We start from the raw sequence: 12,829 nt of genomic DNA, 5'->3' as shown, positions 1-12,829 counted from the left end.
AGCTATTTTTCGGAATTTCCTTATGAATACCCCCTCTTCCGCTGCGCATTCCGCCGCACGGAGGCAAAATCTGTTTGTCGATGTCCTGAAATTTGTCATGCGCCGCTGGCTGGATTTTCCAGTTCCGCTGTGGGTGACTGTGGCCGGTGTCATGGTGGCCACAGTGCTGGATGTGCTCATGCCCGTTCTGGCCGGACGGCTGGTGTCGGATGTTGCGCAGCCCGCAACACAGTCTGCTTTGATGCGGGATGCCATCTGGATGCTGGTGGGCATGGCGGCGTGCGGCGTGGGGAATGTGCTGGGCAAGCGGGCCGCCTATCTGGGCATCACACATCTGACCACGCAGGTCATGCACAAGATTGGCGCGCAGGCTTTTGCGCGGGTGCAGCGTCTCTCCACAGACTGGCACGCCAATACCTTTGCAGGTTCTACCGTAAGAAGGCTGACACGCGGCATGTGGGCGGTGGACATGCTGGATGATACCCTGCTGCTTATGCTCATTCCTGAAGTCTGTCTGCTGGTGCTGACCACATTGGTTCTGGCATGGCACTGGCTTTTCATGGGTGTGCTGCTGGGCGTTCTGTCCGCGGTGTTCATCACCACCTCCTGCCTGCTGACCTTGCGCTACGTTGCGCCCACGGCACGGGAATCCAACCGGTGGGACAGCCGCATGGGGGCCGCGTTGGCGGATGCCATTACCTGCAATGCGGTGGTCAAGGCCTTTGGCGCGGAGAAGCGTGAAGAGCAGCGGCTGGAGGATGTTATTGGCCAGTGGCGCAAACACACCTGCCTGACATGGACACGCGGCACCAACAGCGCGGGCATTCAGAATCTGATGGTCACGTTCATGCGGTTGGCTCTTGCGGGGGCGGCAGTATGGTTGTGGCTGAAAGGGCTCGCCGGGCCGGGCGATGTTGCTTACGTGCTGACCATGACCTTTCTGGTGCAGGGCTATCTGCGGGATATCGGCCAGCAGGTGTCCGTTGTGCAGCGCTCCGTCAACGAGATGGAAGAACTGCTTGAACTGTGGCGTACCGAACCATCCGTGAAAGATGTTCCCACTGCTGTTCCGTTCAAAGCGCGGGAAGGGGAGATCCGGTTCGAGCATGTCAGTTTTCAATATCCGGGCCAGAAAAAGCAGATTTTTTCTGATCTGAACGTCACCATCAAAGCAGGCAGCCGCGTGGGGCTGGTGGGGCCTTCAGGTTCGGGAAAATCGACCTTCACCAAGCTGTTGCAGCGGCTTTATGAACTGGATGGCGGGCGTATCACTATTGATGGGGTGGATATTTCCACCATCAATCAGTCCTCTCTGCGGTCGGAAATTGCCATTGTGCAGCAGGAGCCCATGCTGTTTCACCGCAGTCTGGCAGACAATATTGCCTATGGCAGCCCGGATGCCACACAGGCCGATATTGAAGAAGCAGCCCGGCTGGCCAATGCGGCGGACTTCATTGCCCGCCTGCCGGAGGGATATGACACGCTGGTTGGTGAACGCGGCGTGAAGCTCTCGGGTGGGGAGCGTCAGCGGGTGGCCATTGCGCGTGCGTTTCTGGCCAACACCCCTATTCTGGTGATGGACGAAGCCACAGCCAGCCTTGATTCTCAATCAGAGGCGCTGGTGCAGGAGGCCATGCAACGCCTGATGGAAGGGCGCACGGTGATCGTCATTGCCCATCGTCTTGCTACTGTGGTTGATCTGGACCGCATTCTGGTGTTTGAGCGCGGTCATGTGGTGGAAGATGGTTCGCACGCAAAACTGGTGCAGAAACCGGACGGACTTTATCACAAACTGTATGAATTGCAGTCCCTGGAACAGTAGCGGGCTGCCTGCGTTAGCAGAGACGCAGATGATAGCCCGTGGGTTTCAGCCCTGAAACGAACTGTTGCCAAACCACCACACACTGTTGCCAATACGATCTGCCATCAGACTTTCCAGATGATACCAAAGAAAAAGTTGTATAGATAATAATACGTTATTATTTGTATTTTTGTGTATCAGGAGCGTGCCTCGTGCATCAGCGTTTTTTGTCAGAGGGTAGAAAAGGTATGCGGGCAGGCAAAGGTGCGGTTCTGCGCCAGCGGGGCAGTTTTGCCTCCGCGCTGCTGACCGCAACTCTTTTTTCCGGGCCAGTTGCTGCCTATGCACAGACAGTTCAGCCTTCTTCGGGTGGCAGAAATACAGGGGCGGCGTCTGAAGCTGCGGTAGTGCCGCATCGCTCAACCCGGGCTGCCACCGCCACGCCTTCTGTGGCAGATCCCTCTGCTGCCAGTACGGTGCGCTCTGTTAGCAAAACAGCGGCTGCGGCCCCCGTTGAAAGCAGTGGGGAGGAAAGCGTCATTGTCACCGGCACGCGTGAGACAGGCCGCAAGGCCCGGCAAAGTCTTTCCCCTATTGATGTGGTGTCCGCCAAGCAGTTGAGCCAGACCGGGCAGCCCAACCTGCGGGAGGCTCTGGCCCAGCTTCTGCCCTCTCTCACCATGCCCACCGGCGGGTTTGATACCGGCGCTTTGACTGATTCCATCAGCCTGCGTGGCCTCAACCCGAATGAAACGCTGGTGCTGGTAGATGGCAAACGGCGCCACACCACAGCCAACATGTATGCAGACCCGGGCCCGCAGCAGGGTTCCACTGCTGTTGATATTGATATGATTCCCATGGCGGCCATTGACCATGTGGAAGTGCTGCGTGATGGCGCATCTGCACAATATGGGTCAGATGCCGTGGCAGGTGTGGTGAATATCATCCTGAAAAAGCAGGATCACGGTTTTCATGCACAATCCATCTCCGGTATCACGGCGGCCAAAGATGGTTTTCAGCAGGGCGTTTATCTGGATGGCGGGGCCAAGCTGGGCCAGCGTGGCTTTATTCACGTCAGTGGCGATTTTTTCCATACCGATCACACCTATCGCAGCGCGTCCGATGCCCGTACCGGCACCAAGATCAACAATGTGCTGGGTCAGCCGGAACAGACGCGTGAAAGTGTGGCCATCAAGGCCGGATACGATATTACCGACAATATCCAGCTTTACGGCACGGCAACCTACGCGCATCGCCATGCGGAATCGTATCAGAACTACCGTCTGCCGTCCTCTCTGGCCAGTTATCCCGGTTACGCAGCCCTTTATCCATACGGCTATTCTCCCCTGCAAACCATGGAGGAGAATGATTACGAACTTACTGCTGGCATCAAGGGTGTTTTCAAAGGTTGGAACTGGGATCTTTCAACCGTTTACGGGCGTGACTACAATGATATCGGCCTGAAGAACTCTGCAAACACCGCTATCGAACGTGATACAGGCCGCACGCCAACACGTTTTGATGTGCAGGGGTTCAATAACTCGCAGTGGAGCAACACGTTCGATCTGTCGCGCAAGTTCCGGTTTTCTGGATGGCCGCATGAAATCAATGTGGCCGGTGGGGCATCCTACCGGTACGAAAGCTATTCCATCGGCACCGGCTCTCCCGACTCCCTTTATGGCAGCGGGTCAGATGCTCTGGCGGGCACCAACCCCGGAAACGCGGGCAACTTCAATCGTGATGTTGTGGCTGGGTATGTGGATGTTTCCACACACCTTACCCGGCACTGGCAGCTTGATCTCGCTGGGCGTTATGAGCACTACACAGACGTAGGGGATACAGAAACGGGCAAAGTGTCCACCCGTTACGATGTCTCGCCTCGTCTGGCATTCCGCGCCACGATCTCCAACGGGTTTCATGCCCCCACGCTTGCGCAGGAACACTATAGCGCTCTGGCTATTTCTCCCACGGCCGCACGTGGCCTGATCGCTGTGAACTCCGCCGGTGCGTTGGCAAATGGTGCTTCCGCCCTCAAGCCGGAACGCTCAACCAACGTGAGCGGTGGCATCGTCATGGAACCGTTCAAGAAACTGCATGTCACAGTGGATGTGTATCAGATCAACCTGCGTGATCAGATCATGCCGGGTGGCCAGGTTTATGGCGCTCAGGCAGCATCTGCTTTGCTGATGAACGGCTTTGCTCTGCCGGAGGGGTATCAGTCCTGGTCTGATGCTTCTCTTTCCACCCATTGGTTTGCTAATGTGGCCAGTACACGCACACAGGGGCTGGATCTGACGGCAACCTATCCTACCCAGCTTGGCAATATTGGCCGCATTGATTGGGATGTTGCGATCAACCTCAACCGTACGCGTCTTTCCCATCAGGCTACGGATACCAATGGTAATCCGCTGCTGAATGCACAGAGCATTGCTTACATCACCACAGCTTACCCGCGCAGCAAGATGATTTTTGGGGGCCGCTTTACCAGCGGAAAATGGGCTGTTGCCGTGCATGAAATCCGCTACGGGCAGGTAACATCACAGTTGACCTATTATGGTGGGGCCGGAAACACCAGCTCTCTCTCAAGCACAAATTACAGAGAGTTCCAGAACACGCCAAAATTCATTACAAACCTTGAAGTCACCTACCGTGTTAATCCACATCTTGCCGTAACGCTGGGGGGAAACAACCTGTTTGATGCCCGCCCCAGCCGCGTGCCGGATAACAACCGTTATCTGGGCGCACCCCAGTATTACATGAGCACGTCTCAACTTGGTATGAATGGTGGCTTCTATTACCTGCGCGGAGATATTTCTTTCTGATAGCTTTCACGCTGTGCTGTTGGCATTTGGTTTGATTTGTCGAAAAAACCGTTCGATCACGTTTCTGGATTTATAGAGAGGAGCAGATTTTTGTGGATTGCATCAGTTTTTCTTTGATGGATAACTGGTGTCCTTCCTCCCTCTCCAAATTTTTCTATAATCGGATCGGCTTCAAAAGCCTTGTCGGAGATGAAGGCTCTGGGACTTTATCCAGAAGCGGCTCTGCTTCAGTGCTGTCAGCCCTTTGTCCTGATGTGACGTGAAAGAGCCAAGGTCTTTCCGCCAGATTGACAATGGTGTGGGTTTTCGTGGTCAGTCCGCCACGGAATACCTGCGCGGTAACGATACATTACGGCTTCACAAACAGACGGTTATTTGCAGCCGTTTCACACACACACACACACACACACACGAAGGCTACTCAGTCAAGCTAAGTGCTTTTCAGCATCAAAAAAACGGCCGCTTAATACCATTTCTTCCACATGAGACAGAAAGAATGGGACACAGAATGGAGTCCAAAAACAAGGATTTTTTCGAACAGTCCATGTGGGGAGGAAGAAAAGCGCGGAAGAGTGTTGATGAGGAGTGATGGGATATCTTGTAATTTTTGTAACTCGACGTGGTTGAAATAAATTTCTTCGTAATATCGCTACGCTGCTTCGTGCCGCTCAGTTTAGCAGGAACATATTGAGATGTTCCTGCTAAAAAAATTGCTTCTCATTCAGATAGGTTGAAAAACTGATCCGCTTTTAATACGGCTTCCAGCAATACATTGGCACCTGCTTCGGCATGGGCCTTGGTAATGCTTTCTTCTTCATTATGGCTGAGGCCATCTTTGCAGGGTACAAAAATCATGGCGGTTGGTGCTACACGCGCTACGTATCCGGCATCATGTCCGGGGCCGGAGACAATACGCCGTGCCGGATAATTGCCCTCGGCAGCAGCTTCTTCCACCATATTTACACATTGTTGATCAAAATGCACAGCCGGGGCGTCCCATATCTGAACGACTTCAATTGTTACACCACCGTTTTCTGCAATCTGTTGCAGGCGCTGCATAAGGTCCTGTTCCATTTTCAGAACAACGGCATCGTCCGGGTCGCGAATATCAATGGTGAAGAAAACTTCTCCGGGCACAACGTTGCTGCTGTTAGGCCTGTTTTCTAACAAGCCGACGGTGCCAACGGCAGAAGGACTATGCTCTTTGGCAACAAGGCTTACTGCCTCGATCATTTTTGCAGAAGCGAGAAGCGCATCATGCCGTAAGGGCATGGGGGTGGATCCCGCATGGGCATCCTTGCCGCGCACGGTTACTTCATACCAACGTGCGCCCTGAATCCCTGTGACAATGCCGATTGTTTTATCTTCGGCCTCAAGAATAGGTCCCTGTTCAATATGGAGTTCAAAATAAGCTGTCAGGGGATGTTGCCCACACGGCTCTGCACCGCGGTATCCTATCGTATCCAGTTCATCACCAAAGCGGATACCTGCGCGGTCGCGTTTTTCCAGAACGTCTTCTTCAGTAAATACGCCGGCAAATACGCCAGAGCACATCATGGGGGGAGAGAAGCGGGAGCCTTCTTCGTTCGTCCAGTTGATGAGCTCGATCGGGTGGCGCGTGATATAACCGGATTTGTGCAAGGCACGGAGTACGGACAGTCCACCGAGCACCCCCAGAATACCATCAAATTTTCCGCCGGTTGGTTGCGTGTCCAGATGGCTCCCCATAGTGATGGGGGGAAGGGTGTTGTCCTGCCCGGGCCTTCGGGCAAAAAGGTTTCCCATGGAATCATAGGAGACAGTGCAGCCTAAGCTTTCACAGGTTTGCATGAACCAGTCACGCACCTGTTTGTCTTCCTGCGTGAGGGTTAATCGACGGATACCGCCTTTTGGCGTCTTCCCGAATCTGGCTGTGTCCATCAGATCGGTCCAGAGAGCCTGCCCATCCACACACAGATTGCTGGTTCTTGCCTTGTTTTTTTCCTGCATCATGCCTGCCAATCCTTTAATACGACGCTTTATTTCAAGATGATTTATGATTCCACAGTAACGCGATTAGGGTTGTTGGGATGTTCCGGCCAGGTAAGCTCTTCTTCTACAGGTTGAGGTTGCATGGTAATACAGCCATCAATAGGGCAGACATGGGCGCACAGGTTACACCCTACACATTCTTCCTCAATCACATCGTAATGGCGTTCACCATTTATCAGGGATTTGGCAATTGCCTGATGAGATGTATCTTCGCAGGCAATGTGACATAGCCCGCAACTAACACAGGCATCCTGATTGATTTCAGCTATTGTTTTGAATTTTAGATTCAGCTTGTTCCAGTTGACAAATTTTGGAATGGCCTGACCACTCAGAGACGGAATATCCGTATACCCCTTCTGGTCCATCCAGGCGGAAAGCCCATCAATCATGTCATCGACAATTCGGAAGCCGTAATGCATTGCGGCGGTGCACACCTGAAGCGTGGTGGAACCCATAGCCAAAAACTCGGCGGCATCCCGCCATGACCCGATACCGCCTATGCCGGAAATAGGCATACCAGCCATTTCCGGGTCACGTGCAATTTCGCCAATCATGCGCAGGGCAATGGGTTTTACGGCAGGGCCGCAATAGCCACCGTGTGTGCCTTTTCCCCCGACAACCGGCATTGGGGCCATCTGGTCCAGATCAACGCCGATAACAGACTGAATGGTATTAATGAGTGAGACCGCATCCGCGCCACCGCGTTTTGCGGCATGCGCGGGCATGAGAATATTTGTGATATTAGGCGTCAGTTTTACAATAACTGGCATACGTGTATATTGCTTGCACCAGCGCGTAACCATCTCCACATATTCGGGCACCTGTCCGACTGCTGCACCCATATTGCGTTCAGACATCCCATGCGGGCAGCCGAAGTTCAGTTCAACGCCATCCGCCCCTGTTTCTTCCACTATAGGAAGAATGGCCTTCCAACTGTCTTCCACACACGGCACCATCAGGCTGACAACAACAGCCCGGTCAGGATACTCTTTTTTTACCTGTTTGATTTCTGCAATATTCACGGCCAGAGGCCGGTCAGAAATCAGTTCGATATTGTTCAGCCCCATCATACGGCTGCCGTTATAGTTCAATGATCCATAACGCGAACTGACATTGACAACGGGGGGATCTTCACCGAGCGTTTTCCAGATGACCCCGCCCCATCCAGCCTGAAAGGCGCGTCGTACATTGTAGGCTTTATCTGTTGGAGGAGCAGAAGCCAGCCAGAATGGGTTGGGAGACGTGATGCCAGCAAAGCTGGTGCGCAGATCAGCCATGGTCTGTTCCTTTATTGCCCTGATGTTTCGGACAGCATCAGATGAATAGCCTCTGCTGCGTCTCGCCCGTCTCGCACTGCAGCTACAGTCAGATCCTCTCCAGGCGTGCAATCTCCCCCAGCATAAACACCTTCCATTGTGGTGCGGTACTGATCATCCACCAGAATACGGCCACTGCTGATAGCAATGGAATCGCCTTTTAACGGGTCGGGCAGAAAAACTTGCCCTACGGCCTTAAGCACCATATCGGCTGGCACCACAAACGTGTCCTGTAGATCATACACGGCTTGCCCATCAGGCTTCATTGAGCCTCGTGCAAATTCCACACCGCAGAGCAGGCCATTTTGAGCCACTATTCTGATCGGCGAGGCCCAATGCTTGACGCTCACGCCATTTGTTTGCGCCCATTCCCGCTCAACCGGAGTGGCAGACATATGCTCTGCCCCACGTCGGTAAACAAGAGTGACCTCTTCCGCCCCTAACCGGCGGGCTTGGACGGCCGCATCGACTGCTGTGTTCCCACCGCCAATCACCACAACCTTCCGACCAACCGGGACAGTTTTCTTATCATGTGAGCGTAGGGTTTCAATAAACCTTACGGCATCCATAACGCCGTCAAGCTGTTCTCCCTCTATTCCCAACGCACGCACGCCAGCAAGCCCAACGGCGAGAAATACCGCATCATAGTCACGCCGCAGATTTGAAACCGTAAAGTCTTTTCCAAGAATTTGGGTGCCGGAGAATGTAATGCCGCCAATGCTCATGAGAAACTCTACTTCTCTCTGGGCAAAATCATCGGCCAGTTTGTAGGCGGCTACTCCATACTCGTTCAGTCCGCCTGGTAGAGCGTGGGCGTCAAACAGCACAACGTCATGCCCGTGGAGTGCAAGCCGATGCGCGCAGGCCAATCCAGCAGGGCCTGCGCCAACAACGGCAACTTTTTTGCCTGTTAAGGCTGCACGGGTAAAAGGCTGGTCGCCATGCGCCATCTGCCAGTCTGTTGCGTGGCGCTGCAAGGCTCCAATGCGAATAGGATGACCTTCTTCCCGCACGTTATGCACACATTTTTGCTCACACAGAATTTCTGTCGGGCAAACACGGGCACACGCTCCGCCCAATATATTGGCCTCAAGGATGGTTCGCGCGGCTCCCTGCATATTATCTGTTGCAATAGCCCGAATAAATTTTGGAATATCAATGCTGGTTGGGCAAGCTTCAATGCACGGAGCATCGTAGCAGAAAAAACACCGTTCGGCTTCGACTACCGCCTGTGCATGCGTCAGGGGCGGGTGCGCATCTGCAAAGTTGACTGCTAGTTCTTCTTCGCTCAGGCGGCAGCACAGGGTATCCGGGAGGCTTATCATGACAGTCCTCATGAAATTCCGATTTCGTAATGGTATGAGGAAACAAGCCGCCTCCGCAACATTTTTCTGACCATCTGTTCAGTTTTTGCGTCTCATATCGGAAACTGTTGCTTGTCTGCCTCTGAAAGCTGAGCGGCTCCCGTGCGCCCAATCGGGTGCGCGGACCATATTGAGAATGAAAGGGTAGAATTTCCGAAGCTACTCGAAATGGAGCACGTCATTGCTCGGTGCTATTATGCAAGAAAATAAGCTATCGTTACGATTTCTTGTGCCACAAAATCGCTTTTTAGTATTCTTTTTTATACTTATATAAATTTACGGAATTATTTTTTATGGCGAACATATAGTTCTTCTCTGAATGCCCGTCATGTGGATTTCGGTAAATCACATGACAAACGTAATATTTTATTCCGCACTTTTTTATATAGGCTCTACCCGGTTACAAAAGACGGCTCCTATGCTTGCCGTATATGTCCCATCAAGTTTCCGCTTGCTGCATAAGAAAATACAAGAAGATCGAAAATATCATAACGGGAAGCGTGCGGACCGCTTATAAGCAGGACGTTCCAGATAGCGGCCAGCGCCTCTTACGGCTTTTAAGTCTCCATTATCCCACACCAGCTTACCGTTGCTGATGGTTTTTCGAGCAAGTCCGCTGACAGTCATGCCTTCATAGATATTGTAATCAACATTTTGGTGATGCGTTGCGGCAGAGATAGTGCGCTCAGCCGTTGGGTCCCATAAAACAATATCGGCATCAGCGCCTATGGTTATGCTCCCTTTCCGCGGATACATATTGAAAATACGGGCTGTGTTGGTCGATGTCAGGGCGACAAAATTCTCTGGTGTCAATTTTCCACTTTTCACACCGAAATGCCACAACACGCTCATACGGTCCTCAATGCCGGGTGTTCCATTGGGAATACGTGTAAAATCAGCCTTACCAGCTTCTTTCTGCGCCTTGCAGAAACAGCAATGATCGGTTGCTGTGGTCTGCAACTGGCCAGACATTAGGCCGCCCCATAATGCTTTCTGATGATGAGCAGGCCTGAACGGGGGGCTCATGACGTATCGGGCAGCTTTCAGCCAGTCTGATGCCGTATAAACCTGATCATCAAATACCAGATGCTGAGGCAGAACTTCACCATAGACTTCCTGCCCACGCATACGGGCCTGCGCTATGGCCGAGGTCGCTTCTTCAGTGGAAACATGGACAACGTAAAGTGGCACACCCAGCAAACCAGCCAATGTAATGGCACGCTGTGTGGCTTCTCCTTCTACTGCTGGCGGTCGTGAAGCTGGATGCGCTTCCGGGCCGGTTTGCCCCTTTTCCAGCAGGTTTTGCTGAAGATAAGCAACGGCATCCCCGTTTTCTGCATGCACCGTGCAAAGAGCCCCCAATTCTCCTGCACGCCGCATGGAATGGAGAAACGTTTCATCTTCAATCATCAACGCATTCTTGTACGCCATGAAATGCTTGAACGAATTAACGCCACAGTCCTGCACCAGAGTTCCCATATCGGCATGGACCTGATCGTTCCAGTGCGTAATAGCAACATGAAACCCGTAATCGGATGCCGCCTTCCGGGCTTTCTCACGCCACGCCTTCCAGGACTCCAGCAAGGTGCGGTCAGAACCGGGAATGACAAAATCCAGAATACTGGTTGTGCCTCCGGCAAGACCAGCTGCCGTGCCCGTATAAAAATCATCACTGGCTGTGGTGCCCATGAACGGCATTTCCATATGGGTGTGCGGATCAATACCTCCCGGCATAACCAGCAACCCGCCAGCATCAACAACGTCATATCCAGCAGGTGTTTCCAGATTTGCACCGACCTGAACAATCAGTCCTGTATCGTCACACAGAATATCAGCCCGCGTTGAACGTTCAGCCGTAACAACAGTTCCGCCTCTGATATGCAGCATGATCCGGTTTGCCTTCCCTGCTGTTCGGCCTGAGATGAAATTTTATATCAAAATCGTATTGTTATTTTGACCTCTTGGTCAATAAGATATTCTGAGAGCGAACCAATCAGAAAGTGTCCTCAATGCCCCCCACCATGGATGGTCAGACTGATACGCGTTTGATTAACAAGGATCTCGCACCCACCCAGGCCAGAACGTGGGCGTGGTCTGATTATCTCTTCCTGTGGATGTCCAACGTTCATAGTGTGGCAGGGTATGTTACTGCGGGCAGCCTTTTTGCCATGGGGTTGCCAGCAATGGATGTTTTTCTGGCACTGCTGCTGGCCATATGTGTTGTGCAATTAGGGAGCAATCTTGTCGCTCAACCCAGCTTTGTTTCAGGCTCACCATTTCCGGTTGTTGCGCGCATGGCATTTGGTGTTCATGGTGCCATTGTACCGGCTTTTGTAAGGGGTGCTATTGCTGTTGGATGGTATGGCATCCAAACATGGCTTGCCTCCAACGCGCTCCTCATTCTGGCGCTCAAGATCTGGCCTTATCTGGCGTCATGGGCAGAAGTGCAGCAGCATGGTTTTGCGGGGCTTTCCACCTTGGGGTGGGCAACCTTCATGACCGTATGGCTGCTTCAACTCCTGCTGTTCTGGCGCGGAATGGAAGCTATCCGGCATTTTATTGATTGGGTAGGCCCTGCCATTTACATCATGATGATTGCGCTGGACGGGTGGCTTTTGTGGCATGCACACGGGCAGATTGATTTTCACGTTTTTGATACGTCTGAAAACGGGAATTTCACAAAAAGGGTTCTGGGTGTTCTGAATGCAGTCTCGTTAACTGTTGCCTATTTTTCACCCATCATTCTGAATTTTGGTGATTTTTCTCGTTATGGAAAATCAATGCGGGATATCCGCGTTGGCAATTTCTGGGGGCTTCCTGTCAATTTCATGGGTTTCTCCATTCTAACGCTTGTAACAATTCTGCTGACTCAACCTGTTTTTGGGCGTATTATTCTGGATCCTGTTGAAACGATTACTCAAATTGATAGTTTGAGCATTATTGTTGTTGGTATGGCGACGTTTCTGATCGCAACAATAGGGATCAATATTTCTGCAAATTTTGTTTCAGCCGCATTTGATTTCTCAAACCTTTCTCCTCGTCTTCTTTCCTGGCGCAAAGGGGGCGTTATTGCTGCTGTGGGGGCTATTCTTGTAACACCATGGAATCTCTACACACGGCCAGAGCTTATTCACTTCACGCTGGACGTTCTTGGCACCTTTATTGCGCCTCTTATCGGTATTCTCCTTTCTGATTACTATCTCGTCCAGAAAAAGATGGTTGATGTGCAGGCCCTATACTCTGGCAGTCCGGCAGCGCGTTACTGGTACCGCAAAGGGGTGAATTTCCGTGCTCTTTTCGCCCTCATAGCGGGTGTGGGATGCGGGTTGATCATAATTTTCACACAGCATTATATGGCTTTCCGCAATTTTTCCTGGATTGCAGGGTTTTGTGTGGGAGGAATATCATACACGGGGTTGAGTTTGCTGCTGCCCCGTTCCCACAAACAGCCTCAACCGTCTCCATGATATTTTGGATGACGTTTTCACAATCCAA

At 52.3% G+C, this 12,829-nt stretch carries 7 protein-coding genes; 3 read left to right on the top strand and 4 right to left on the bottom strand.

The window, feature by feature from the left end; genetic code table 11:
* Positions 1-22 precede the first annotated feature (22 nt).
* The gene (locus ASN_RS05975) at positions 23-1,822 is read left to right on the top strand and encodes an ABC transporter ATP-binding protein (protein ID WP_006558064.1); all 1,800 of its coding nucleotides are present in this window, start codon (positions 23-25) and stop codon (positions 1,820-1,822) included.
* Positions 1,823-2,049: 227 nt separating this feature from the next.
* On the top strand, positions 2,050-4,623 hold the full coding sequence (locus tag ASN_RS05970; RefSeq protein WP_058987523.1) for a TonB-dependent receptor plug domain-containing protein: 2,574 nt from the start codon (positions 2,050-2,052) through the stop codon (positions 4,621-4,623).
* A 717-nt stretch (positions 4,624-5,340) separates the two neighbouring features.
* Here ASN_RS05970 and ASN_RS05965 read toward each other — a convergent pair.
* The 4 genes from ASN_RS05965 to hydA form a co-directional block, all read right to left on the bottom strand.
* On the bottom strand, positions 5,341-6,615 hold the full coding sequence (locus ASN_RS05965) for a M20 family metallo-hydrolase (RefSeq protein WP_058987522.1): 1,275 nt from the start codon (positions 6,613-6,615) through the stop codon (positions 5,341-5,343).
* Positions 6,616-6,656: 41 nt separating this feature from the next.
* A complete protein-coding gene (gene preA / locus ASN_RS05960) occupies positions 6,657-7,931 on the bottom strand; it encodes an NAD-dependent dihydropyrimidine dehydrogenase subunit PreA (protein ID WP_058987521.1) in 1,275 nt (424 codons plus the stop codon).
* Between the two features lie 11 nt (positions 7,932-7,942).
* Positions 7,943-9,292, bottom strand: coding sequence for an NAD(P)-dependent oxidoreductase (locus tag ASN_RS05955; RefSeq protein WP_407922302.1), 1,350 nt, complete (start codon positions 9,290-9,292; stop codon positions 7,943-7,945).
* A 528-nt stretch (positions 9,293-9,820) separates the two neighbouring features.
* Positions 9,821-11,221: a dihydropyrimidinase gene (hydA, locus tag ASN_RS05950; protein ID WP_058987519.1), complete on the bottom strand. Its 1,401-nt coding sequence runs from the start codon at positions 11,219-11,221 to the stop codon at positions 9,821-9,823.
* Between the two features lie 122 nt (positions 11,222-11,343).
* Here hydA and ASN_RS05945 point away from each other — a divergent pair, with 122 nt between their 5' ends.
* Positions 11,344-12,801, top strand: coding sequence for an NCS1 family nucleobase:cation symporter-1 (locus tag ASN_RS05945; protein ID WP_058987518.1), 1,458 nt, complete (start codon positions 11,344-11,346; stop codon positions 12,799-12,801).
* The last annotated feature ends 28 nt before the right edge of the window (positions 12,802-12,829 follow it).

Source organism: Acetobacter senegalensis (assembly GCF_001499615.1).
Classification (GTDB): Bacteria; Pseudomonadota; Alphaproteobacteria; order Acetobacterales; family Acetobacteraceae; genus Acetobacter; species Acetobacter senegalensis.
This window is presented reverse-complemented; position numbering and strand designations above follow the sequence as displayed.

What these genes read in the sequence shown, in the direction of transcription:
- ASN_RS05965 (WP_058987522.1), bottom strand. Translation starts at nt 6,615, where the DNA reads ATGATGCAGGAAAAAAACAAGGCAAGAACCAGCAATCTGTGTGTGGAT.
- preA (WP_058987521.1), bottom strand. Translation starts at nt 7,931, where the DNA reads ATGGCTGATCTGCGCACCAGCTTTGCTGGCATCACGTCTCCCAACCCA.
- ASN_RS05945 (WP_058987518.1), top strand. Translation starts at nt 11,344, where the DNA reads ATGCCCCCCACCATGGATGGTCAGACTGATACGCGTTTGATTAACAAG.
- hydA (WP_058987519.1), bottom strand. Translation starts at nt 11,221, where the DNA reads ATGCTGCATATCAGAGGCGGAACTGTTGTTACGGCTGAACGTTCAACG.
- ASN_RS05975 (WP_006558064.1), top strand. Translation starts at nt 23, where the DNA reads ATGAATACCCCCTCTTCCGCTGCGCATTCCGCCGCACGGAGGCAAAAT.
- ASN_RS05970 (WP_058987523.1), top strand. Translation starts at nt 2,050, where the DNA reads ATGCGGGCAGGCAAAGGTGCGGTTCTGCGCCAGCGGGGCAGTTTTGCC.